This is a genomic window from Streptomyces sp. NBC_00464 (assembly GCF_036013915.1).
Taxonomy (GTDB): Bacteria; Actinomycetota; Actinomycetes; order Streptomycetales; family Streptomycetaceae; genus Streptomyces.
Map to the genome: position 1 here is coordinate 1,361,692 of NZ_CP107899.1, position 22,828 is coordinate 1,384,519.

Sequence of the window (22,828 nt, forward strand, 5' to 3'; positions counted from 1 at the left end):
GCGGCATTTCCGAGCAGCGCCGCGCGCGTGAAGCTACGGCAGCGGAAGCGTGAACGCGTACGCGCGCTGCCCGGCACATCCCTGACAGGTACCGGCGAACCGGGAGAGGAGGTGACCATCGGCTTCGGAGAGGGTGTTGCGCCAGAAGCAGCGGAACTCACCGCATGCGCAGGACCGTTGGCTCACAACGGTGAACGCGCTGATGTTGGCGTCGTGACCGCCCTCGGCGGGCGGCCACGGAAAGGCATCACCGCTGTCGGCATCGGGCAGTCCGTGCCGCCTCCGCCTGTACGACACCGCATCGGCGGCGAGAACCCCCCGGCCGGCACATTCCACACACCTGCCGGGCCCCGCGTTGTTCGCGGCACACAAGCACCGGCCGTAGCCACCGCTGCCGCCGCTGTAGGCCCTGCCTTCGCAGAGCAGGCACACACCCCAGCCGTGACAGTCGTCGCACAGCACGCCCCGGGCCGTGCTGAGCGTGAAGGGCGGCTGCCCCAGCTGCCGTTCGGCGCAGACGACCGGAGTCCAGCCGGTGAACGTCAGGAATCCGGGCCCGTCGCCTTCGTAGACCTCGACCTCGAAATCCTCGTGCCGGACCGTCGCCCGGCTCTCCCCGGGACGACCCGCAGGCTGTTGGTGCACGCTCCAGCCCGCCTCGGTGAATGCGTTCAGAGCATTGCCGAATCCGGGAGGCGAGGGGCGGTCGTCCCAGGTCGCACAGACGAGGAACAGGAAGCGGTAACCGACCGGGGCGGGGTCGCGAAGCCGTACCGGATCGGTCCACTCACGGACCACCACCGGACCGCGGTCCGGACGCAACACGGAGGCGATCTCAAGCAGTTGCCCTTTGAGCCACACCGCACTTGCCGGGACGGCAGGCGCGCCCCCGGGCCCGTGTTCGTCGGCTGTACGGGTCACGGTGGAGGTCCGGCCTCTCTCGCTCGGAGACGTCCGCCCCAGTGAACCACGGCCTGTTCGGCCGGCGCCCTCAGCCGGAGGCGACCGGCAGGACGTCCGGTGAGAGCGCGCCGGCGCGGACGGAACCGCTGGTCATGCGGCGCCGATGGTGGCGCCGGCACAACACCTCGTAGCCGGTCTCCGCAGCCGGGCTGCTCACGTCACCGACCACGACCTGCTCACCCTCCACCACCATCTCGCCGCCCACCGTCCGGGCGTTGTGGGTGGCGCGGGCGCCGCACCAGCACAGGGCCTCCACCTGAAGGGCCTCTATGCGGTCAGCGAGTTCGATCAGTCGCTGGGAGCCGGGGAAGAGCCTGGTGCGGAAGTCCGTCGTAATGCCGAAGGCGAAGACGTCCAGACCCAGATCGTCCACGACGCGGGCCAGCTGGTCGATCTGTTCCGGGGCGAGGAACTGCGCCTCGTCCACGATCACGTAGTCCACCCTGCCGCCCTGGGAGAGCTGGTCGACAAGGTGCGCGTACAGATCCATCCCCTCGGAGGCCTCGACCGCCTCCGTGACCAGGCCCAGCCGGGAGGACAGCTTCCCCTCCCCCGCCCGGTCGTCGCGGGTGAAGATCACGCCCTGGAGCCCTCGTGCCGAACGGTTGTGTCCGATCTGGAGGGCCAGCGTGCTCTTTCCGCAGTCCATCGTTCCGGAGAAGAACACAAGCTCGGGCATGAGGGGTTGAGCACCTTTCGGGACGGGCGGAGAGGAGGGCGGAGCGGGACGGTGCGGTCTAGGTACGTACTTCGAGGAGCGGGACGAGCTGCTCGACGGGGGTCATCGAGCCGTGCATGCCGACCATCGCGGACTCGTGCGGCTCGTTGACCGAGGCGGTGATCACCACGTCGTCGTGGGCGGCCGCGACCACGTCGCCGATCCTGCCGAGCACCCGCTCGTCGACCCGCGGGCCGAACCAGCCCGCCTCGACGGCCTCGTCACGGCTCGCCACCCAGAACTGCTCGCCGAGCACCTCGCGCCAGACGGTCAGCACATCGGCCTCGGCGCCCGGGACGGCGTAGACATGGCGCGCACGGCCCTCGCCGCCGAGCAGGGCGACGCCGGCGCGCAGCTCCCAGTCCTCGTCGAAGTCGATCCTCGACTGTTCGTCGAACGGGATGTCGATCATTCCGTGGTCGGCGGTGATGTACAGCGCGGAGCGCGGCGGGAGCTGCTCGGCCAGGCGCCGGGCCAGGCCGTCGACGTACATCAGCTGACCGCGCCAGGCGTCGGAGTCGACGCCGAAGCGGTGGCCCTTGCCGTCGACCTCGCTGTAGTACGTGTAGACCAGGGAGCGGTCCCCGGCGGCCAGCCGTTCGGCTGCGACGTCCATCCGCTCCTCGCCGGTGAGCCGGCCCAGGAAGGAGCCGCCGCTGAGCGCGACCTTGGTCAGCGGGGTCTGTTCGAAGGTGGGGGCGGAGACCTGCGCGGTACGCACTCCGGCCGCGTCGGCCAGCTGGAAGACGGTGGGGTACGGCTGCCAGACCTTCGGCGACGTCCACGGCTTCCAGCGGAGCTGGTTCATCAGCTGGCCGGTCTCGGGATTGCGGGCCGTGTAGCCGGGCAGGCCGTGTTCGCCCGGCGGGCGCCCGGTGCCGACCGAGGCCAGCGAGGTCGCGGTGGTGGCCGGGAATCCCGCGGTGATGGGACGGCCCGTGCCGCCGCGCGACGTGGGCAGGAGGGAGTGCAGGAACGGTGCCTCGTCCGGGTGTGCCTTGATCTGCTCCCAGCCGAGGCCGTCGATCAGGAAGACGCAGTTGCGGTCGGCGGGGGCGAGCTCGGGGATCGCCGCCGTGAAGCCGGGGACTTCCTGTCCCGCGGCAAGGGTGGGGAGCAGGTCGGCGAGCGAGCCGCTGCCGTACTCCGGGACGGGAGCGGTGCCGACGGGCAGCAGTACCGGGTCCTGCCAGGAAGGCTGGACCATCAGCGGCCGGCCGCCGGGGTCGCGGCCGTGGCCTCGGAGAGCGCCTGGGCGAACGCGAGGGTCTGGCGCACGGTGTCGGGGCCGTCGCCGGCCTCGCTGACCCGCAGGCTCAGGTCGTCGGCGGTGGAGCTGCCGGTGTAGCCGTGGTCGGCCTCGCAGTTGGTGTCGCCGCAGGCGGCGGGCTCCAGGTCGATCCGGGAGACCGCGCCCCAGCCGATGGTCAGGACGACCTCGCGGGGCAGCGTGCCCGGGACGTACTTCTCCGGGTTGGCCACGACCCGGCTGACCACGACCGAGGAGATCCGGTCCAGCTTGACCGACTCGGTGGAGGTGGTGGCGTAGGGCGTCGGGGAGCTGGTGTCGGCGTTCTGCTCGTCGGTGTGGCTGACGATGAAGCGGGTGTCCGTGAGCACCAGCACCGTGACGTGCCTGCGCACCTCGTTGGAGTCGAAGGTCGTCTCCTGGTGCACCAGGTACGAAGCGACCGGCTCACCGCCCACGGCGGCTTCCACCGCCTCGGCCACGAGGGCCGGGTAGTAGCCGCTGCGCTCGATCGCCGCGCGCAGCCCCTGGGTCGTCGTACCGGTCTTAGCCATACGCACCATCCTACGGGGGGCTGATGACTGCCGGGGACGCCGTGCCGCCCCTGCCGGCGGGGGCCGGAGGCGGCGCGGGTCAGTAGTTGGACAGGCGGCGGGGGCCGAGGTCGGTACGGGGCGGGGACGGCGAGAGGCGGACGCTCGCTCCGAGGACGGTCAGCCCGTGGGTGGCGACCACGACCGGTTCCAGGGCGATGGAGACCACCTCGGGGTGCTCGTCGACCAGTCGTGAGACCCGCAGCAGCAGTTCCTCCAGCGCGGCGGTGTCCACGGGCGCCGAGCCGCGCCAGCCGAAGAGGACCGGAGCCGCCCGGATGGACCGGATCAGTTCGGCGGCGTCGCGGTCGGTGGCGGGCACCAGGCGGTGCGCGGTGTCCCCGAGGAGTTCGGAGGGTGCGCCCGCCAGGCCGAAGGAGAGGACGGCGCCGGCCGCCGGGTCGATCGTGGCCCGCACGACGGTGTCGACGCCGCGCGGCGCCATCGACTGCACGACGGGCCGGAGCTCGGCGGGCTTGCCGAGCAGGTCGGTCAGCTCGCCGTACGCCCGGCGCAGCGCGCTCTCGCCGTCGAGGTCCAGGCGGACTCCGCCGAGGTCGGCCCGGTGACGCAGATGGGGCGCGGTCGTCTTCAGCGCCACGGGGTAGCCGAGCCGCGCCGCCGCGGCCACGGCCTCCTCCGGACCGGGGGCCGGGAGGGTGGGCCGGACGGTGATGCCGTAGCAGGCGAGGAGTTCGCGGGCCTCATCGTGTTCCAGGGGCCTGCCGCGCGGATCGGGCTCCGGGCCGAGCAGGGTGTCGATGAGGGCGGCCGCGGCCGGCTCGTCGATGGTGTCGTCGAGGAACTCGGGCACCTTTCCGGGCACGGCGGCCTGGCGTCGCCACTGGGCGTACCGCACGGCTTCGGCGAGCGCCCGGACCGCGCGTTCGGCGGCGGGGTAGGCGGGGATCCGGCCGACGGCACGGGGGGCGGGGGCTTCGGGAGCGGGGTCGGGGGCGGCGGGGTCGCCGGGGGTTCCTTTCGCTCCGGTGCCGGGGGCCGGGTCGGTCGCGGCTCCGGCCGGCCGGGAGCCGGACGCGGTCCCGGCGGGGCGACCCGGTGACGCCGTCGCCGGACGCTGCTGCGCCACGGTGCTGGTCGCGGCGGCCAGGGCCTCCGCCAGGCCGCCGATCTCCACATGGACCACGGCCACCGGCTTGGCCGGGCCGGCTGCTGCTGCCTCGTGCAGTGCGGTGGCCAGGACCTCCCCGTCGCCCGACTCCGCCTCGCCGTCCTCTCCCACCCACGGGATCGCCGTCACGACCACCGCGTCGCAGCCGTCGTCGGCCAGCGCCTGGGCCAGCGCGTCCCTGAAGTCCTGCGGGGTGGCGGCCGTGGTGAGGTCGATGGGCGGGCGCGGGCGCAGCCCTTCCGCCAGGCAGGCGTCGTACGTCAGCAGCCCGAGGGACTCCGAGTTGCCGAGGATCGCGACCCGTCCGCCGGCGGGGAGCGGCTGGTCGGCCAGGAGCAGACCCGCGTCGACCATCTCGGTCACCGTGTCGACGCGGATCACGCCGGCCTGCCGCATCAGCGCGGAGACCGTGGCGTCCGGGATCCGGCTGACGGGGACCGCATGGCCGGGCGGGGTGGAGCCGCTGTGCCGGGCGCCCTTCACGACGACCACCGGCTTCACGGCCGCGATCCGCCGGGCGAGGCGGGTGAACTTGCGGGGGTTGCCGAGCGACTCCAGGTACAGCAGGGCGACGTCGGTGTCCGGGTCCTCGTACCAGTACTGCAGGAAGTCGTTGCCGGAGATGTCGGCGCGGTTGCCGGCCGAGATGAAGGTGGAGAGTCCCGCGCCGCGCCGGTAGAGCCCGGAGAGCAGCGCGATACCGATGGCGCCCGACTGGGTGAACAGGCCGATGCGCCCGGAGGCGGGCCGTTCGGGAGCGAGGGAGGCGTTGAGCCGGACGGCCTCGGAGTTGTTGATGATGCCGAAGGCGTTCGGGCCGATGATCCGCATGCCGTACGAGCGGGCCTGGCGCACCAGTTCGCGCTGGCGTTCGCGGCCTTCGGCGCCCCACTCCGCGTATCCGGCGGACAGGACGACGAGCCCCTGGACGCCGTGTTCCCCGCAGTCCGCGACGGCCTCCGGCACGCGGTCGGCGGGTACGGCGACGACGGCGAGGTCGACCGGTTCGCCGATCTCACCGAGGGAGCGGTGGGCGGGCACGCCGTCGATCGTGGCCTGATCGGCGGCGAACGCGCTGTTCACGGCGTAGGTGCGGCCGGTGAATCCGGCGCCCAGCAGGTTGCGCAGGACCGTGCGGCCCACGCCGCCCGGGGTGCGGCCCGCGCCGATGACGGCGACGGAGCCGGGGGCGAGCAGCCGCTGCACGGAGCGGGCCTCGGCCCGGTGTTCCCGGGCGCGCTGGACGGCGAGCGACTCGGCGGTCGGTTCGAGGTCCAGGGTGAGGTGGACGGAGCCGTCCTCGAAGCTGCGCTGCTGGGTGTACCCGGCGTCCCGGAACACCTTGATCATTTTGTTGTTGGCGGGCAGCACCTCTGCGGCGAAGCGCCGGATGCCGCGTTCACGGGCGACGGCCGCGATGTGTTCGAGCAGGGCAGAAGCGACTCCGCGGCCCTGGTGGGCGTCCTGGACGAGGAAGGCGACCTCGGCCTCGTCGGCCGGGGCCGAGGCGGGCCTGCCCTGCGCGTTGATCCGGTCGTAGCGGACGGTGGCGATGAACTCGCCGCCCACCGTGACGGCCAGTCCCACCCGGTCGACGTAGTCGTGATGGGTGAAGCGGTGGACGTCCTTGGCGGAGAGCCGGGGGTACGGAGCGAAGAAGCGGTAGTACTTCGACTCGTCGGAGACCTGCTCGTAGAAGCTGACCAGCCGGTCGGCATCGTCCGTGGTGATGGGCCTGATTCGGGCGGTGCCGCCGTCACGGAGCACCACGTCCGCCTCCCAGTGATCGGGGTAGGCGTGATGCGGACTCTGCTCCGGAGAGGGCTGCATGGGCAAAGCCTACGGCTCCGTCAGCGGTCGCGTGGGGCCCGGGGTCGGGGCAGTCTGAGGGTGGCCGGGCGACGGTGCGGCGCGGGCGGGGAACGGCCCGCGGGTCGGCCGGAGCATCGCGCACTGCATGAGAGACTGGTCTAGACAACCATTGATTCGTGAAGGGCAGAACCATGGCTGAGCGCCGCGTCAACGTCGGTTGGGCCGAGGGCCTGCACGCCCGCCCCGCTTCCATCTTCGTCCGTGCCGCCACGGCTTCCGGCGTCCCCGTGACCATCGCCAAGGCCGACGGCAACCCGGTGAACGCGGCCTCCATGCTCGCTGTGCTCGGGCTCGGCGCGCAGGGCGGCGAGGAGATCATCCTCGCGTCCGAGGCCGACAACGCCGAAGCCGCTCTGGACCGTCTGTCCAAGCTGGTCGCCGAGGGGCTCGACGAGCTCCCGGAGACCGTCTGATCCCGACGGGTCACGACCGCAGGCATTCCTGCGAAAGAGCCGCGGCACCCTTCACCGGGAGCCGCGGCTCTTTCGTTTGCGTGAACGGTACCGGTGCCGCAAGGGGACGAGTCCGGCACCCACTTCCACCGAAGGCAATTCGGGCAGGATTCGGGAAGGATTCGGGCAGCAGAAAGAAAGCCCTGTGAAATGACTATTCTTTGTATACGGCGCAATTGTTAATGTCGGCCGCTCGGTGTGTTTACGGCATGTTGCGAGGTCCTCACCCGGCCGGAGCGGGCCGCGACGGGGACGGCGTCCGGCCGGCCGGGACGGCGCAGCCGGTACACGGCGGTGGCACGCTCGGCGTGCTGGGCGGCCAGGCTCCTCGCCCTCTCCGCGTCGCCGCGCGCCACGGCGTCCACGATCGCCCCGTGCTCGGCCCACGAATCGGCCGGACGGGCCGGCTGCTCGACCACGTACATCCAGGCGGTCTTGTGCCGTAGCTGGGTGAGCATCGCGATCAGGCCGGGACTGCCGGAGGCCTGCGCGAGCGTCTCGTGGAACCAGCCACCCAGGGAGCGCAGGTCGTCGCCCTCCCCCTTGCGGGCTCGCTCCTGCCCCAGCCTGACCAGGCCGCGCAGCACCTTGAGGTGCGCGTCCGTGCGGCGGCGTGCGGCCCGGGCCGCCCCGAGCGGCTCCAGGAGCATCCGGACCTCCAGGAGGTCGGCGGCCTCCTGTTCGGTGGGCTCGGCGACGCAGGCTCCGGCGTGCCTGCGGGTGACCACGAACCCCTCGGACTCCAGGGTGCGCAGCGCTTCCCGCACCGGGACGCGGGAGACCCCGTAACGGCGCGCGAGCACCTCCTCGGTGAGTCGGCTGCCGCGTTCGAAGACACCCGAGACGATGTCCTCGCGGATTGCCGTGCATACCGAATGCGCCGGAATGCGCATGTCCGAACCTCCGCCTTAATCCCCGCGAAACGCGGCCGATCGACGCCTGTCCTGCGACTCTATTGCAATGCGCTCGCATTTCCGACGGCGGGTGGAAATTCATGAATATCTTTTGGTCACCGGGCGTTCGGGAACGGCCGGTGCGGAACGCCTCGGCAGACGGACACGACGAAGGCCCCGGCGCAGTGCCGGGGCCTTCGTCGGGTGTCTTGGGGTCGGTCAGACGGTGACGCCGTGGGCCCGCAGGTAGGCGACCGGGTCCATGTCCGAACCGTACGAGGGCGTGGTGCGGGCCTCGAAGTGGAGGTGCGGGCCGGTCGAGTTGCCGGTGGAGCCGGAGAGACCGATCTGCTGTCCGGCGCCGACGCTCTGGCCGACGGACACGCCGATCGAGGAGAGGTGGCCGTACTGGGTGTACGTGCCGTCCGTCATCCGCAGCACGATGTTGTTGCCGTACGCGCCGCCCCAGCCGGCCTCGACGACCGTACCGGCACCGACGGCGACGACGGAGCTGCCGGACGCGGCGTGGAAGTCGATGCCCGAGTGGCTGCCGGAGGACCAGAGCGAGCCACTGGACTTGTAGCCGGTGCTCACGTACGAACCGGCGACGGGGAGCTGGAAGGAGCCGAGCCGGGCGCGCTCGGCGGAGCGGGCGGCACGCGCCTTCGCCTCGCGGGCCTCCGCGGCACGGGCAGCGGCCTTCGCCTTCGCGGCGGCCTCGGCCTTCGCGGCAGCCTTCGCCTCGGCCTCCGCCTTCTTCTTCGCCTCGGCCTTCTTCTTGGCCGCTTCCGCCTTCTTCGCGGCAACGTCGGCCTGGTGCTGCTGGGCGTCCGCCTGTGCGTCGATCCGGTCGGCGAGGGTGCTCTCGATGGCGATGACCTGGGTGAGGCCGGTCTCGCCGACGGGGGTCCCGGTGTCAGCGGCAAGGGCCGGGGAGGCCAGTCCGCCGATGACGCCGGTGGTGGCCAGGGTCGCGATACCGACGGCCTTCGCGCCGCTGCGCGTCAGACGGCCCGGGGCACGATGCTTCCCGGTGGCACGGGTGAACGCCATGAAGTGGCTGGTCCTTTCCTTCCTTCTCGCCTACCGGGTTAGCTGACGGGTTCGGAGCAGGAAGGTCTCCTACGGATCCCTCGGCCTCGTGCGAGGCGCGGGCATCCGATTCACCCCAGGGACTGCGTGGGTCCCCGGCTCCCCAGGCTCGCGCCTGACGGGGACTCGGCGATGACTGCCCGGTACGTCGCGGATGCGGCATACGAGTGACGGACAGCGGAGCCGACGCTAAACGGGGGCCCTTCCCCCCACCAAACGGACAGGCCGCTTTGTAGCGCATCCCACAGGGCAGACAGGCAACCTCTCCCACAAAGCGGACAAAACGAAAGGTCCCGGCGGAGACAGCTCCGCCAGGACCTTTCGTTTGCCCCGATATGAGGCGAAGTAGCCGATCGACTCAGCCGGTCACGACCGATACCTCACCGATGCCGAGCGCCCTGACCGGATCGGCGATCTGCGCGGCGTCACCGACCAGAACCGTGACCAGTCGGTCCTGCGGGAAGGCGTTGACCACAGCCGCGGTCGCCTCGACCGTGCCGGTCTCCGCCAGACGCGCGTACAGGTGCGCCTGGTAGTCGTCCGGGAGATGCTGCTCGACCTGGTCGGCGAGGGTGCCCGCGACCGAGGCCGCCGTCTCGAACTTCAGCGGGGCGACACCCACGAGGTTCTGCACGGCCGTCTCGCGCTCGGCGTCCGTCAGCCCTTCGGCCGCCAGGGTCCGCAGCACCTTCCACAGGTCCTCCAGCGCCGGGCCGGTGGACTCCGTGTCCACGGAACCACTGATGGCGAGCATCGCCGCCCCCGTCGCCCCGGAGGCGGAGTCCGGGGCCGAGGAGCGGAGCACCTGGGCGAAGGCCCGCACGCCGTAGGTGTAGCCCTTCTCCTCGCGCAGCACCCGGTCGAGGCGGGAGGTGAGCGTGCCGCCCAGGCAGTACGTGCCGAGGACCTGCGCCGGCCAGACGCTGTCGTGCCGGTCGGCGCCGATGCGGCCGATCAGCAGCTGCGTCTGTACCGCGCCGGGGCGGTCCACGATCACCACCCGGCCCGTGTCGTCGGCGGTGATCGGCGGAACCGGGCGGGACTCCGCGGTGTTGCCCGACCAGTCGCCGAGGGTGTCGGCGAGCAGCGCGTCCAGGTCGATGCCCGTGAGGTCCCCGACGACCACGGCCGTCGCGGTGGACGGACGGACATGGGCGTCGTAGAAGGCGCGCACGGCTGCCGAGTCGATCCGCTCCACGGTCGCCTCGGTGCCCAGGCGCGGGCGCGACATGCGGGCCGTGGCCGGGAAGAGCTCCTTGGCGAGCTGCTTGGCGGCGCGCCGGGCCGGATTGGCCTGCTCGTGCGGGATCTCGTCGAGCCGGTTGTTCACCAGCCGCTCGATCTCGCTGTCGGCGAAGGCCGGCGCCCGCAGCGCCTCGGCGACCAGGCCGAGCGCCTTGGCCAGCCGGGAGGCCGGAACCTCCAGCGAGACCCGGACGCCCGGATGGTCGGCGTGGGCGTCCAGCGTGGCACCGCAGCGCTCCAGCTCGGCGGCGAACTCCTCGGCGCTCTGCTTGTCGGTGCCCTCGGACAGGGCGCGCGACATGATCGTGGCGACCCCGTCCAGGCCCTCGGGCTCGGCGTCCAGCGGGGCGTCGAGGAAGATCTCGACGGCGACGACCTGCTGGCCGGGGCGGTGGCAGCGCAGCACGGTGAGGCCGTTGGGCAGGGAGCCGCGCTCGGGCGCGGGGAAGGCCCAGGGCCTGGCCACGCCGGGGGCGGGCTGCGGGTGGTACTCCATCGATACTTCAGCCGCGGCAGCGTCGGTCACTTGTCCGCTCCTTCGTGCGCGTCGGTGTCGGTGGCGGCATCGTCTTCCGCCTCTTCGGCGGACTCGACCGGCTCGTAGACCAGCACCGCCCGGTTGTCGGGCCGCAGCTGGGCCCTGGCGGCAGCCTTGACCTCCTCCGCCGTCACGTCGAGCACCCGGTGCACTGCGGTCAGGGCGAGCTGCGGGTCGCCGAACAGCACGGCGAACCGGCACAGTTCGTCGGCACGGCCCGCGACCGTACCGAGGCGGTCCAGCCACTCGCGCTCCAACTGGGCCTGAGCGCGCTCCATTTCCTCCGGCGTGGGGCCTTCCTCGGCGAACCGGGCCAGCTCCTCGTCGACCGCGGTCTCGATCTGCGCCACCTCGACACCACCGGACGTCTTGACGTCCAGCCAGCCGAGCGAGGGCGCGCCCGCGAGCCGCAGCAGCCCGAATCCGGCCGCGACGGCCGTCCGGTCCCGGCGGACCAGGCGGTTGTGCAGCCGGGACGACTCGCCGCCGCCCAGCACGGTCAGCGCGAGGTCCGCGGCGTCGCACTCACGGGTGCCGTCGTGCGGCAGCCGGTAGGCGGCCATCAGCGCACGCGCCGGGACCTCCTCGCGGATCTCCTCACGCAGCTGGCCGCCGATGATCCCGGGAAGCGCGCCGTCGCGCGGCGGCTGCTTGCCGTCGTGCGCGGGGATGGTGCCGAAGTACTTCTCGATCCAGGCGAGCGTCTGCTCGGGGTCGATGTCACCGACGACGGAGAGCACCGCGTTGTTCGGCGCGTAGTACGTACGGAAGAAGGTCCGCGCGTCGTCCAGTGTCGCGGCGTCCAGGTCGGCCATCGAGCCGATCGGGGTGTGGTGGTAGGGGTGGCCCTCCGGATAGGCGAGCGCGGTCAGCTTCTCGAACGCGGTGCCGTACGGGACGTTGTCGTAACGCTGACGGCGCTCGTTCTTGACGACGTCACGCTGGTTCTCCATGGACTCCTCGTCGAGCGCGGCGAGCAGCGAGCCCATCCGGTCGGCCTCCAGCCACAGGGCCAGCTCCAGCTGATGCGTCGGCATCGTCTCGAAGTAGTTGGTCCGCTCGAAGCTGGTGGTCCCGTTGAGGGAGCCGCCGGCGCCCTGGACCAGCTCGAAGTGTCCGTTCCCCTTGACCTGGCCGGAGCCCTGGAACATCAGGTGCTCGAAGAGGTGAGCCAGACCGGTGCGTCCCTTGACCTCGTGGCGCGAACCGACGTCGTACCAGAGGCACACCGCGGCGACCGGGGTCAGATGGTCCTCGGAGAGCACCACGCGCAGGCCGTTGGCCAGACGGTGCTCGGTCGCTGTCAAGCCGCCGGAGCCGGCCTGGGCTGTGGCCGTGTGACCCATGGGCATGTACGTCCCTTCGATCGCGATACTGGATGTGGTGCGAGACCTGCCACTTTAAGCAAGCGCACCGGCACCTGGCGAAGTTCCCGTGCCGCGAAAGTTCGCGGGAAAGAGCGTCCCGACCGCTTCGGGACGGGTGGAGAACGCCCTTTGGGACGGGTCGAGGTCCGGGTTGTCAGTGGGGCGGTCCACAATGGTGCGCGTCAGAACCTGAGGTTGCCCGAACAGAATCCGTGAAGGAGTCGCAGCAGCGATGGCCCGCCGCAGCACGAAGACCCCGCCGCCGGTCGACTTCGAGGAGAAGATCCTCGACATCGACGTCGTCGACGAAATGCAGGGCTCCTTCCTCGAGTACGCGTACTCGGTGATCTACTCACGGGCCCTGCCTGACGCCCGTGACGGCATGAAGCCCGTGCACCGCCGCATCGTCTACCAGATGAACGAGATGGGCCTGCGCCCCGACCGCGGTTTCGTGAAGTGCGCCCGCGTGGTCGGCGAGGTCATGGGTAAGTTGCACCCGCACGGAGACGCGTCGATCTACGACGCGCTGGTGCGGATGGCACAGCCGTTTTCCATGCGGCTCCCCCTCGTCGACGGTCACGGGAACTTCGGCTCGCTCGGCAACGACGACCCGCCGGCCGCCATGCGGTACACCGAATGCCGGATGGCCGACGCGACGTCCTTGATGACGGAGTCGATCGACGAGGAGACCGTCGCCTTCCAGTCGAACTACGACGGCCAGGAGCAGGAGCCGGTCGTCCTCCCGGCCGCCTACCCGAACCTCCTGGTCAACGGCGCGACCGGGATCGCGGTCGGCATGGCGACCAACATGCCGCCGCACAACCTGGGCGAGGTCATCGCCGCCGCCCGCCATCTCATCAAGCATCCGGGCGCGGACCTGGAGACCCTGATGCGGTTCGTCCCCGGTCCCGACCTGCCGACCGGCGGGCGGATCGTGGGCCTCGGCGGCATCAAGGACGCCTACGCGGCCGGCCGCGGTTCGTTCAAGATCCGCTCCACCGTCGCCGTGGAGAACGTCACGGCGCGCCGCAAGGGCCTGGTCGTCACCGAACTGCCCTTCACCGTCGGCCCGGAGAAGGTGATCGCCAAGATCAAGGACCTGGTCTCGGCGAAGAAGCTCCAAGGCATCGCCGACGTCAAGGACCTCACCGACCGCTCGCACGGACTGCGCCTGGTCATCGAGATCAAGAACGGCTTCGTCCCCGAGGCCGTCCTGGAGCAGCTCTACAAGCTCACGCCGATGGAGGAGTCCTTCGGCATCAACAACGTGGCGCTGGTCGACGGGCAGCCGCTCACGCTGGGGCTCAAGGAGCTCCTGGAGGTCTACCTCGACCACCGCTTCGACGTGGTGCGCCGGCGCAGCGAGTTCCGCCGGACCAAGCGCCGCAACCGGCTCCACCTGGTCGAGGGCCTTCTCGTCGCACTGATCGACATCGACGAGGTCATCCGCCTCATCCGCTCCAGCGACAACTCGGCGCAGGCCAAGGAGCGGCTCATCGAGCACTTCTCGCTGAGCGAGGTCCAGACCCAGTACATCCTGGAAACCCCGCTGCGCCGGCTGACCCGGTTCGACCGGATCGAGCTGGAGAGCGAGCGCGACCGGCTCAACGCCGAGGTCGCCGAGCTGACCGCGATCCTCGAATCGGACGCCGAGCTGCGCAAGCTCGTCTCCACGGAACTGGCCTTGGTCGCGAAGAAGTTCGGCACGGACCGGCGCACGGTGCTGCTGGAGTCGGCCGGTTCGCAGGTCGCCTCGGTGCCGCTGGAGGTGGCGGACGACCCGTGCCGGGTGCTGCTGTCCTCGACCGGTCTGCTGGCGCGTACGGCCAACGACGACCCGATCGTCTTCGCCGAGGACGCCAAGCGGGCCAAGCACGACGTGATCGTGTCGGCGGTGCCGGCCACGGCGCGCGGAGATGTCGGCGTGGTGACGTCCACCGGGCGGCTGTTGCGGCTCGCGGTGATCGATCTGCCGCAGCTGCCGGACACCCATTCGGCGCCCAACCTGTCGGGCGGGGCCATGGTCGGGGAGTTCCTCACGCTGGAGGCGGACGAGGAGGTCGTCTGCCTGACCACGCTCGACGAGTCCTCACCGGGGCTGGCGATCGGCACCCTGCAGGGCGTCGTGAAGCGCGTGGTGCCCGACTACCCCGCCAACAAGGACGAGCTGGAGGTCATCACCCTCAAGGACGGTGACCGCATCGTCGGTGCGGCGGAGCTGCGCACGGGCGAGGAGGACCTGGTCTTCATCACCTCGGACGCGCAGTTGCTGCGCTACCCCGCGGCGCAGGTGCGCCCGCAGGGGCGTCCGGCCGGTGGTATGGCGGGCGTCAAGCTCACCGCTGGGGCGGAGGTGCTCTCGTTCGCCGCGGTGGATCCGGCGGTGGACGCCATGGTGTTCACGGTCGCGGGTTCGCACGGCACGCTGGACGATTCGGTGCTGACGTGCAAGCTCACCCCGTTCGACCAGTATCCGCGCAAGGGCCGCGCCACCGGCGGGGTCCGCTGCCATCGGTTCCTCAAGGGCGAGGACGTGCTGGTGTTCGGCTGGGCAGGTGAGACACCGGCCCGGGCCGCGCAGAAGAACGGCACACCGGCGACGCTGCCCGAGCCCGATCCGCGGCGCGACGGTTCGGGGACACCGCTGGAGAACCCGGTCGCGGTGATCGCCGGCCCCGTGTAGGCCGACGGCCCGGCGGGTTGGGCGCTACGCGTCGTCGTCGCCTGGCTGTTGCACGTACCGCAGGACGCCCCACATGGATCGCTCGTGTGCGGCGTCCTGCGTCGTTTCCCGCCCCGGCGCCCGGCAGCCTTCCAGTTCCTTGCGCAGGGCCTGTGCGTCGATGCCGGAGCCGATGAGGACGAGACGGGTCAGCCGCGCCTCACCGCGTGTCCAGGGCCGCGGGGCGAACCGCAGGAACCTGCCGACGGCGTGCACCGCGTATGCGTTGTCCGCATCTCCCGCGCCGAAGTCGACGTAGCCCTTGATCCGGTAGAGGCCCCCGGGCCTGGAGTCGAGGAACTCCATCAGCCGACGGGGGTCCATCGGCACGTCGGAGGTGAAGTCGACGCTCTCGTACGCCGTGTGCAGATGGGCCCCGTGCTCCTCGCCGGTCTCCCGCGCCCGCTCCTCCAGGTACAGGTCCTCGAAGGTGAGCTGGCGCGCCTTCTCCTCGCCGTCGGGCCGCAGCGCCGGATCGAACAGCAGCTCCGGGTCGATGCGTCCGTACGTGGCGGGGATGACGGCCGCCGTACTGCCGGTCGCCGCGACAGCCTCCCCGATGAGCGCCCGTTCCTCCTGCCCGGCCCGGTCCGTCTTGTTCAGCACGACGAGGTCGGCGACGGCGAGATGCCGGTCGATCTCCGGGTGGCGCTCCCGGGTCGCGGCGAACTCGGCGGCGTCGACCACCTCGACCAGTCCCCCGTACACGATGTGCGGGTTGTCACTGGCCAGGAGCATCCGTACGAGTTCCTGGGGTTCCGCGAGCCCGCTCGCCTCGATGACGATCACGTCGAGGCGGGCGGTGGGCCGGGTCAGGGTCTCCAGGTAGGTGTCCAGTTCGCTCGCGTCGACCGCGCAGCACAGACAGCCGCCGCCCAGCGAGACCGTCGAGCCGACCTGGCCGGAGACGGTCATGGCATCGATCTCGATGGACCCGAAGTCGTTGACGATCACGCCGATGCGGTTTCCCCCGCGATGGTGCAGGAGGTGGTTGAGCAGCGTCGTCTTGCCGGATCCCAGGAATCCCGCGAGGACGATGACGGGGATCTGCCTGATGCGGGGCGGGGGCGACGCGTTCAACGGGGGCCTTCCTGCGGTGTCACACGGCCGGGACCGGCTGGGGCGGGGGCGGACCGATGTAGCGGGCCGCCGGGCGGATGATCTTCGAGTCCTCCGCCTGCTCCAGGATATTGGCGCTCCAGCCGACGACCCGCGCCGCGCAGAAGGTCGGGGTGAACATCTCGCGCGGCAGCCCGCACAGCTCCATGACCACTCCGGCGTAGAACTCCACGTTGGTGTGGAGCTCGCGCCCCGGCTTGAGCTCGGCGAGGATCGCCTCGACCTGGCGTTCCACCTCGACCGCGAAGTCCACGAGCGGGCCCCCGAAGCCCTGGGCGATGGACTTCAGCATGCGCGAACGCGGGTCCTCGGTGCGATAGACCGGATGCCCGAAGCCCATGATCCGGTCACCGGCGAGCACGCGCTCGCGGATCCAGCCGTCGATGCGGTCGGGGGTGCCGATGGCGTCCAGGGTGTCGAGGGCGCGGCTGGGGGCGCCGCCGTGCAGCGGCCCGGAGAGTGCGCCGACGGCGGCCACCAGGCAGGCGGCGATGTCCGCCCCGGTGGAGGCCACGACGCGGCCGGTGAAGGTCGAGGCGTTGAATCCGTGGTCGACGGTGGAGATCAGGTACTGCTCCACGGCCCTGACCCGGTCGGCGTCCGGTACGGAACCGGTGAGCATGTAGAGGTAGTTGGCCGCGTAGGGCAGGTCGTCGCGCGGCTCTACCGGTTCGAGACCGCGGCCGAGGCGGTACAGGGCGGTAAGCACGGTGGGAACGGCTGCGCACGCGGTCAGGGCGTCGCCGCGGCGCCGTTCCTCGTCGATGTCGTACACCGGGCGGAAGCCGGCCGAGGCACCGAGCAGGGAGAGCGCCGTGCGCAGTCCCGCGAGCGGACCGGACGCGGCGCCCGCACGGGCTATGGCCGGCAGCGCGTCGCGCACCGCGGCGGGCAGCCGGCGCAGCCCGGCGGTACGGGTGGCGAAGTCGACGCGGGCGGCCGGGCCGGGCAGTTCCCCCTCGGTCATCAGGTACCAGACGTCCTCGAAACTGCGGGTCTGCGCCAGCTCGATCGCCGAGTACTGCCGGTAGTGGTAGAAGCCCTCGCGGCCCCGGACGTCGCCGAGGGCGGTATCGGTGACGACGACACCCGCGAGCCCCCGGGGGACATCGGGCGGTGTGCCGACGGTGGTGGTCGTCATTGCTGCCTCCATGGACATGCGCGTTGCTGTTGACATTGATTCGACTGTCCATGCTTGACTTGAGTTCTGTCAATGTTGATTCAATCAATATGGATACGGTGGACAGCATGACGGATCAAGCAGGCGCAGCCGGCTTCACCGAGCCCCCGGCGCAGCGGCTCACCACCCGCGAGACGGCCGAACGTCTGGGCGTGAAGCCCGAGACGGTGTACGCGTACGTGAGCCGGGGCCAGCTCAGCAGCAACCGCGCCCCGGGCGGTCGCGGAAGCACGTTCGACGCGGCGGAGGTCGACGCCCTGGCCCGGCGCACGGGACGCAGGGAGCCGGCCGCCCCGGCCGGCGCGCTGTCCTTCCCCACCGGCATCACGCTCATCGGGAGCGACCGGTACTTCTTCCGTGGCGTCGACGCCACGGAGCTGGCCCGGCGCCATGCGTACGAGGAGGTCGCGGAGTGGCTCTGGACCGGGGAACTGCGGCCCGGCATCCGTTTCACGGCGCCGGCCGAGGCAGTCACCGCGGCCCGCAGGGCGGTCGGTGCGCTGCCACCCCACTGCGGTTCGACGGACCGGCTGCGGGTGGCGGTGGTTGCTGCGGCCGCGGCCGATCCGCTGCGTTTCGACCTGTCGCGCGAGGCGGTGCTCGGCGGCGCCCGGAGCCTGATCCCGACGCTGGTCGCGGCACTGCCGACGGTCGCGGAGGACCGCGGAGCTGCTGACGGGGCGGCGCCGCCCCGCCTGGCACGTCAGCTGTGGCCGAAACTCACCGGCCGTCCGGCCGACGAGGCGTCACTGGCCGTACTGGACACCGCGCTGGGACTGCTGATCGACCACGATCTGGCCGCATCCACCCTGGCGGCGCGGGTCGCCGCCTCTGCCCGCGCCCATCCGTACGCCGTGGTCTCGGCGGGGCTCGGGGTGCTGGAGGGCCCTCTGCACGGCGCCGCGAGCGGGCTGGCACACCGCATGCTGGCCGAGGCCCTGGAGCGGGGCGGGGCCGCTCCGGTGGTCGCGGACCATCTGCGTACCGGACGCCGGGTGCCGGGGCTCGGGCACCGGCTCTACACCGGCGAGGACCCCCGGGCCCACACCCTCTTCGAGCTGCTCGCCGAGATCCCGCAGGCCGCGCCCGCCCTGGCCGCCGCCCGTGATGTCGTCGCCACGACCGCCCGCCACGCCCCGCTGCACGCCAATGTCGACCTGGCGCTCGCTGTGTTCTCCGTCTCCTCGGGCATGGCTGCGGAGGCGGGAGAGACGGTGTTCGCGATCGCCCGCACGGCCGGCTGGATCGCGCATGCCCTGGAGGAGTACGGGGAACGTCCGCTGCGGATGCGCCCCAGCGGGCAGTACACCGGCCCGCAGCCTCCTCAGCCGCTGCCCACCGTCGTATCGCAATAGGCGATTCCCTCAGCGCAAATTAGCGACGGTCAGCGGGAAGCACCGCGCGGCGGCTGGGCCGTTGAACCCCGCACCACCAGCTCCGGCTCGAAGAGCAGCTCGTCGGACGGCACCGTACGGCCCCCGATCTGCACGGAGAGCAGCTCGACGGCGGCCCGCCCCATGGCCTCGATCGGCTGGCGGACGGTGGTGAGCGGCGGCTCGGTGCAGTTCATGAACGCCGAGTCGTCGTACCCGACGACGGAGACGTCCGCGGGGACCGAGAGGCCCCGGCGGCGTGCCGCGCGGACCGCACCCAGGGCGAGCGGGTCACTGGCGCAGATGAAGCCGGTGACGCCCTGGTCCAGCAGCCGCATGGCGGCCGCCTGCCCGCCCTCCAGCGAGAACATCGCCCTGGCCACCCACTCGTCCGGAATGGTGGTGCCGGACGCCTCGGCGAGCACCCGGGCGGCGGCCAGCTTGCGCTGCGAGGGCATGTGGTCCGAGGGGCCGAGCACCAGGCCGATACGCTCGTGCCCCAGCGAGACCAGGTGACGCCAGGCCTGCTCGACGGCCACCGAGTCGTCGCAGGACACACAGGGGAAGCCGAGGTGGGCGATGGCCGCGTTGATCAGGACGACCGGGATCTTGCGGTCGGCCAGCACCTTGTAGTGATCGTGCGGGGCATCGGCCTGGGCGTAGAGGCCACCCGCGAAGACCACGCCCGAGACCTGCTGCTGCAGCAGCAGCTCGACGTAGTCCGCCTCGGAGACCCCGCCCTTGGTCTGGGTGCACAGCACCGGGGTCAGCCCCTGCTGCGCGAGCGCACCGCCGACCACCTCGGCGAAGGCCGGGAAGATCGGGTTCTGCAGCTCGGGCAGGACCAGCCCGACCAGCCGGGCCCGTTCGCCGCGCAGCTGGGTCGGGCGCTCGTAGCCGAGGACATCCAGCGCGGACAGAACGGCCTGCCGCGTGGCGTCGGAAACACCCGGTTTGCCATTGAGTACCCGGCTGACCGTGGCCTCGCTGACTCCAACCTTCTGCGCCACCTGGGCAAGTCGTCGCGTCATGCACGCAAGATTAGCGCAAAAAACGCAAGCTGATTGCGTGGATCTGGAAACGAGACGAATTTCGGAAAGCACCGGAATGCCCTCTACCGTCTCTACGATGAGCGCCCCACCGCCCACGGTCAGGAGACCGCGCCGACTCGGCTGGCCCCAGCGCGTCTTCTCGCAGGTGCTGCTGATGCAACTGGCCATCGCCACCGGCGTCACCGTACTCGCCACCGGCCTCTTTCTGGCACCCCTCAGCGCCCAACTCGACGACCAGGCGATGCGCCGGGCCCTGTCCATCGCGCAGAGCACGGCTGCCCAGCCGCAGATCGCCGAGGCACTGCTCACCACGGCCCCGGCGGCCCAGGGCCCCGTCCAGTCCGCCGCGGAGCGGATCAGGCGCGCCACGGGCGCCGAGTACGTCGTCGTGATGGACCGCCACGGGGTGCGCTGGTCGCATCCCGACCCTGCACGGATCGGACGGGTCGTCTCCACCGACCCCGGCAAGGCGCTGGCGGGCCAGGACGTGCGGGAAATCGACAGCGGCACGCTCGGACGCTCGGCCCGGGGCAAGGTGCCGTTGCGCGACGGGTCCGGGCACATCGCCGGTGCGGTCTCCGTCGGCATCTCTTACGACAACGTCCGCGCCCGGCTCCTCGCGGCGATCCCGGGCCTGCTCGCCTACGCGGGCGGGGCACTGGCCGTCCGAGCGCTGGCCGCCTATCTGATCTCCCGACGCCTGCAGCGGCAGACCCACGACCTGGCCTTCTCCGATATCGCCGCGCTGCTGACGGAGCGCGAGGCGATGCTGCACAGCATCCGGGAGGGGGTGGTCGCGCTCGACCGGAGCGGCCGTATCCGGCTTCTGAACGACGAGGCGCAGCGGCTGCTCGGGGTGGGGGCCGAGGCGTCGGGCCGTCCGCTGGCCGAGGTGTTCGGCACCGGGCGGACCACCGATGTGCTGGCCGGCGACGTGGCGGGCGAGGACCTGCTGACCGTGCGCGGCAGCCGGGTGCTCCTCGCCAACCGCATGCCGACGGCCGACGGAGGCGCCGTCGTCACTCTTCGCGACCGCACTGAGCTCGAACACCTCGGCCGGGAGCTCGACTCCACCCGGGGACTGATCGACGCCCTGCGCGCCCAGGACCACGAGCACGCCAACCGGCTGCACACGCTCCTCGGCCTGCTGGAGCTGGAGCTGCACGAGGACGCGAGGGAGTTCGTCACCGAGGTCGTCGGCGTCCACCGGGCCACCGCGGAGCAGATCACCGAGAAGGTCCGGGATCCGCTGCTTGCCGCACTGCTGGTCGGCAAGGCGACGGTGGCCGCGGAGCGCGGTGTCGCCCTGCGCATGGCGCCCGGCACCCTGCTTCCGGACCGGCTCGTCGACCCTCGCGGGCTCGTGACGATCGTCGGCAACCTGGTCGACAACGCACTGGACGCGGCTTCCGGATCGAAGGGAGCCCTGATCGAGGTGGGTCTGCGGGCCGAGGGCCGTACGGTGGTGCTGCGGGTCCGCGACAGCGGCCCCGGCGTCCCGCCCGGCCAGCTCGAATCGATCTTCACGGAGGGCTGGTCGACCAAGGAACTCCCGGCGCACGGCAAGCGCGGCCTCGGGCTCGCGCTGGTACGCCGGCTGGCCGAGCGGCAGGGCGGCAGCGTGGTGGTGAACACGGCGGACGAGGGCGGGGCCGTATTCACCGTCGTACTCCCCGATGCCCTGACCGCAGCGGAATCCGACATGGCGGGAGCAGCTCAGTGATCGAGGTCCTGGTCGTCGACGACGATGTCCGTGTCGCGCGGATCAATGCCGCTTACGTCTCGAAGGTGCCCGGCTTCCGGGTGGCCGCTCAGGTGCACTGCGCCGCCGACGCGCTCGCCGCGGTCGAGGCGGGGCCCGTGGACCTGATCCTGCTGGACCACTACATGCCCGACCGCAGTGGCCTTGCCGTGGTGCGGGAGCTGCGCAGTCGCGGCCACCGCACCGACGTGATCATGGTGACGGCGGCGCGCGACGTCGCCACGGTCCAGGAGGCCATGCGCCAGGGCGCCCTCCAGTACCTGGTCAAGCCGTTCACGTACGCAGGGCTGCGGACCAAGCTGGAGGCCTACGCCACGCTGCGGCGCACTCTGGAAAGCGGCGGCGAGGCCGAACAGGGCGAGGTGGACCGGCTCTTCGGCGCCCTGTGGGCGGCGGGCGAGCCCGATCTGCCCAAGGGGCACTCGACCACGACGGCCGAACTCGTCCGCAAGGCGCTCCGCGGCTCCGACGGCCCGCTCTCCGCCCAGGAGATCGCGGAGAGCGCCGGGATGAGCCGACAGACGGCCCAGCGCTATCTGAAGCTGTTGGAACGGTCGGGGCGCGTCCGGCTGACCTTGCGGTACGGCGAGACGGGGCGCCCCGAACACCGCTATGTGTGGGCTGCCAACGGCGCGTGACCGTGATCCCTACGGGCGGGGGTGCTCCGCGTCGTAGGACGACTGGCTCAGCTCGATGCCCGGGTTGTGGTCGACTGCCCACTCGGCCAGCTTCACAGCGGGCTCGATCAGAGTGCGTCCCCTCGCGGTGAGTTCGTACTCGACCCGCGGCGGGACCTCGGGGAACACCGTGCGGGACACCAGTCCGTCGCGCTCCAGCTGCCGGACGGTGCGGGTGAGCATGCGCTGCGAGATCCCGGGGATACGTTCCCGGAGCTCGGTGAAGCGCATGCGTTCGCCATCGAGGGTGGCCACCACCAGCAGGGTCCATTTGTCGCCGATGCGGTCCAGGATGCCGCGGATCGCCCGGCCTCCGTCGCCTCGGATGAGGCAGCTGTGGCGGTACTTCGACATCGGCGTCCCCTGTTCGCAAGGCACACCCGTGTGCCTTTTGTAAGCGTTCCGATAGTCACCGACTATGTGCCTGCTTACAAGTCGTCACCATGACGGAGGACACGAACATGGAGATCGCCTACTGGATCGTCGCCGGGCTCCTGGCGGCCTTCTACCTGTACGCGGGTGGCAAGAAGGCCGCACAGAGCCAGGAGCGGCTGGCGCCGATGATGGGCTGGGTGGACACGGTTCCGATGTGGCTGGTCCGGGTCATCGGCGCCGTCGAGATCATCGGCGCCGCCGGTCTGCTGCTGCCGCCGCTCACAGGGATCGCGCCCTTCCTCGCGATGGCGGCAGCCCTGGGCCTGCTCGCGCTCCAGGTGCCGGCGACCGCCCTGCACCTGTCCCGGGGTGAGGTCAAGGAGACCGGACTCAACGCCGCCCTCATCGTGCTCGCCGCGGTGACGGCATGGCTCGCCACGATCTGGTGAGGTGT

The 22,828-nt window shown here is 71.3% G+C and carries 19 protein-coding genes and 1 riboswitch; of the genes, 6 read left to right on the plus strand and 13 right to left on the minus strand.

Annotated elements, in window-relative coordinates; translation table 11 throughout:
• Positions 1–33: 33 nt before the first annotated feature.
• From OG912_RS05845 to OG912_RS05865, 5 genes are all read right to left on the minus strand, one after another.
• Positions 34–825 carry a hypothetical protein gene (locus OG912_RS05845; protein WP_327708482.1) on the minus strand — a complete coding sequence of 264 codons (792 nt, stop codon included), beginning with the start codon at positions 823–825 and terminating at the stop codon, positions 34–36.
• Positions 826–991: 166 nt separating this feature from the next.
• Complete coding sequence (locus OG912_RS05850) at positions 992–1,642, minus strand: thymidine kinase (RefSeq protein WP_327708483.1); 651 nt, start codon at positions 1,640–1,642, stop codon at positions 992–994.
• Positions 1,643–1,700: 58 nt separating this feature from the next.
• Positions 1,701–2,888, minus strand: a complete 1,188-nt coding sequence (locus OG912_RS05855) for an alkaline phosphatase family protein (protein WP_327708484.1) — start codon at positions 2,886–2,888, stop codon at positions 1,701–1,703.
• On the minus strand, positions 2,888–3,484 hold the full coding sequence (locus tag OG912_RS05860; protein WP_326739305.1) for a DUF5998 family protein: 597 nt from the start codon (positions 3,482–3,484) through the stop codon (positions 2,888–2,890). Before OG912_RS05860 ends, OG912_RS05855 begins: the two co-directional genes overlap by 1 nt.
• Positions 3,485–3,563: 79 nt before the next feature.
• Entirely contained in the window at positions 3,564–6,485 is a 2,922-nt protein-coding gene (locus OG912_RS05865; RefSeq protein WP_327708485.1) for a bifunctional acetate--CoA ligase family protein/GNAT family N-acetyltransferase, read from the minus strand.
• Positions 6,486–6,658: 173 nt separating this feature from the next.
• On the opposite strand from OG912_RS05865, the gene OG912_RS05870 reads away from it, so the two are divergent.
• Complete coding sequence (locus OG912_RS05870; RefSeq protein WP_073737688.1) at positions 6,659–6,940, plus strand: HPr family phosphocarrier protein; 282 nt, start codon at positions 6,659–6,661, stop codon at positions 6,938–6,940.
• A gap of 218 nt (positions 6,941–7,158) precedes the next feature.
• On the opposite strand, the gene OG912_RS05875 is transcribed toward OG912_RS05870, so the two are convergent.
• From OG912_RS05875 to OG912_RS05890, 4 genes are all read right to left on the minus strand, one after another.
• The gene (locus tag OG912_RS05875; protein ID WP_326739303.1) at positions 7,159–7,872 is read right to left on the minus strand and encodes a GntR family transcriptional regulator; all 714 of its coding nucleotides are present in this window, start codon (positions 7,870–7,872) and stop codon (positions 7,159–7,161) included.
• A 219-nt stretch (positions 7,873–8,091) separates the two neighbouring features.
• Positions 8,092–8,925, minus strand: coding sequence for a M23 family metallopeptidase (locus OG912_RS05880; protein WP_327708486.1), 834 nt, complete (start codon positions 8,923–8,925; stop codon positions 8,092–8,094).
• A 13-nt stretch (positions 8,926–8,938) separates the two neighbouring features.
• Positions 8,939–9,106, minus strand: a riboswitch (cyclic di-AMP (ydaO/yuaA leader).
• A 216-nt stretch (positions 9,107–9,322) separates the two neighbouring features.
• The gene (locus OG912_RS05885) at positions 9,323–10,705 is read right to left on the minus strand and encodes a M16 family metallopeptidase (RefSeq protein ID WP_327713348.1); all 1,383 of its coding nucleotides are present in this window, start codon (positions 10,703–10,705) and stop codon (positions 9,323–9,325) included.
• 26 nt (positions 10,706–10,731) lie between these two features.
• Complete coding sequence (locus OG912_RS05890) at positions 10,732–12,099, minus strand: M16 family metallopeptidase (protein ID WP_327708487.1); 1,368 nt, start codon at positions 12,097–12,099, stop codon at positions 10,732–10,734.
• A 247-nt stretch (positions 12,100–12,346) separates the two neighbouring features.
• Here OG912_RS05890 and OG912_RS05895 point away from each other — a divergent pair, with 247 nt between their 5' ends.
• A complete protein-coding gene (locus OG912_RS05895; RefSeq protein WP_327708488.1) occupies positions 12,347–14,797 on the plus strand; it encodes a DNA gyrase/topoisomerase IV subunit A in 2,451 nt (816 codons plus the stop codon).
• Positions 14,798–14,821: 24 nt separating this feature from the next.
• Here OG912_RS05895 and OG912_RS05900 read toward each other — a convergent pair whose 3' ends face one another.
• Positions 14,822–15,916, minus strand: coding sequence for a CobW family GTP-binding protein (locus OG912_RS05900; RefSeq protein WP_327708489.1), 1,095 nt, complete (start codon positions 15,914–15,916; stop codon positions 14,822–14,824).
• A gap of 19 nt (positions 15,917–15,935) precedes the next feature.
• On the minus strand, positions 15,936–17,096 hold the full coding sequence (locus tag OG912_RS05905) for a citrate synthase/methylcitrate synthase (protein WP_327708490.1): 1,161 nt from the start codon (positions 17,094–17,096) through the stop codon (positions 15,936–15,938).
• Positions 17,097–17,203: 107 nt separating this feature from the next.
• Between OG912_RS05905 and OG912_RS05910 the strand changes: the two genes are divergently transcribed.
• Positions 17,204–18,490, plus strand: coding sequence for a citrate synthase (locus OG912_RS05910; RefSeq protein WP_327708491.1), 1,287 nt, complete (start codon positions 17,204–17,206; stop codon positions 18,488–18,490).
• A gap of 29 nt (positions 18,491–18,519) precedes the next feature.
• Here OG912_RS05910 and OG912_RS05915 read toward each other — a convergent pair whose 3' ends face one another.
• On the minus strand, positions 18,520–19,539 hold the full coding sequence (locus tag OG912_RS05915; protein ID WP_326739296.1) for a LacI family DNA-binding transcriptional regulator: 1,020 nt from the start codon (positions 19,537–19,539) through the stop codon (positions 18,520–18,522).
• A gap of 97 nt (positions 19,540–19,636) precedes the next feature.
• Between OG912_RS05915 and OG912_RS05920 the strand changes: the two genes are divergently transcribed.
• Together OG912_RS05920 and OG912_RS05925 are read left to right on the plus strand one after the other, a co-directional pair.
• A complete protein-coding gene (locus tag OG912_RS05920) occupies positions 19,637–21,283 on the plus strand; it encodes a sensor histidine kinase (RefSeq protein ID WP_327708492.1) in 1,647 nt (548 codons plus the stop codon).
• Entirely contained in the window at positions 21,280–21,960 is a 681-nt protein-coding gene (locus tag OG912_RS05925) for a DUF7342 family protein (protein WP_327708493.1), read from the plus strand. The genes OG912_RS05920 and OG912_RS05925 overlap by 4 nt, the downstream gene beginning before the upstream one ends.
• Before the next feature lie 9 nt (positions 21,961–21,969).
• Here OG912_RS05925 and OG912_RS05930 read toward each other — a convergent pair whose 3' ends face one another.
• Positions 21,970–22,353: a winged helix-turn-helix transcriptional regulator gene (locus tag OG912_RS05930; protein WP_327708494.1), complete on the minus strand. Its 384-nt coding sequence runs from the start codon at positions 22,351–22,353 to the stop codon at positions 21,970–21,972.
• Positions 22,354–22,460: 107 nt separating this feature from the next.
• On the opposite strand from OG912_RS05930, the gene OG912_RS05935 reads away from it, so the two are divergent.
• Positions 22,461–22,823 carry a DoxX family protein gene (locus tag OG912_RS05935; protein ID WP_327713349.1) on the plus strand — a complete coding sequence of 121 codons (363 nt, stop codon included), beginning with the start codon at positions 22,461–22,463 and terminating at the stop codon, positions 22,821–22,823.
• The last annotated feature ends 5 nt before the right edge of the window (positions 22,824–22,828 follow it).

Excerpts from the sequence above, each read along its gene's own strand:
- OG912_RS05875 (WP_326739303.1), bottom strand. The coding sequence starts at position 7,872 with ATGCGCATTCCGGCGCATTCGGTATGCACGGCAATCCGCGAGGACATC.
- OG912_RS05920 (WP_327708492.1), top strand. The coding sequence starts at position 19,637 with ATGAGCGCCCCACCGCCCACGGTCAGGAGACCGCGCCGACTCGGCTGG.
- OG912_RS05895 (WP_327708488.1), top strand. The coding sequence starts at position 12,347 with ATGGCCCGCCGCAGCACGAAGACCCCGCCGCCGGTCGACTTCGAGGAG.
- OG912_RS05885 (WP_327713348.1), bottom strand. The coding sequence starts at position 10,705 with ATGGAGTACCACCCGCAGCCCGCCCCCGGCGTGGCCAGGCCCTGGGCC.
- OG912_RS05855 (WP_327708484.1), bottom strand. The coding sequence starts at position 2,888 with ATGGTCCAGCCTTCCTGGCAGGACCCGGTACTGCTGCCCGTCGGCACC.
- OG912_RS05910 (WP_327708491.1), top strand. The coding sequence starts at position 17,204 with ATGACGGATCAAGCAGGCGCAGCCGGCTTCACCGAGCCCCCGGCGCAG.
- OG912_RS05870 (WP_073737688.1), top strand. The coding sequence starts at position 6,659 with ATGGCTGAGCGCCGCGTCAACGTCGGTTGGGCCGAGGGCCTGCACGCC.
- OG912_RS05865 (WP_327708485.1), bottom strand. The coding sequence starts at position 6,485 with ATGCAGCCCTCTCCGGAGCAGAGTCCGCATCACGCCTACCCCGATCAC.
- OG912_RS05935 (WP_327713349.1), top strand. The coding sequence starts at position 22,461 with ATGGAGATCGCCTACTGGATCGTCGCCGGGCTCCTGGCGGCCTTCTAC.
- OG912_RS05850 (WP_327708483.1), bottom strand. The coding sequence starts at position 1,642 with ATGCCCGAGCTTGTGTTCTTCTCCGGAACGATGGACTGCGGAAAGAGC.
- OG912_RS05915 (WP_326739296.1), bottom strand. The coding sequence starts at position 19,539 with ATGACGCGACGACTTGCCCAGGTGGCGCAGAAGGTTGGAGTCAGCGAG.
- OG912_RS05860 (WP_326739305.1), bottom strand. The coding sequence starts at position 3,484 with ATGGCTAAGACCGGTACGACGACCCAGGGGCTGCGCGCGGCGATCGAG.
- OG912_RS05880 (WP_327708486.1), bottom strand. The coding sequence starts at position 8,925 with ATGGCGTTCACCCGTGCCACCGGGAAGCATCGTGCCCCGGGCCGTCTG.
- OG912_RS05905 (WP_327708490.1), bottom strand. The coding sequence starts at position 17,096 with ATGACGACCACCACCGTCGGCACACCGCCCGATGTCCCCCGGGGGCTC.
- OG912_RS05930 (WP_327708494.1), bottom strand. The coding sequence starts at position 22,353 with ATGTCGAAGTACCGCCACAGCTGCCTCATCCGAGGCGACGGAGGCCGG.
- OG912_RS05890 (WP_327708487.1), bottom strand. The coding sequence starts at position 12,099 with ATGCCCATGGGTCACACGGCCACAGCCCAGGCCGGCTCCGGCGGCTTG.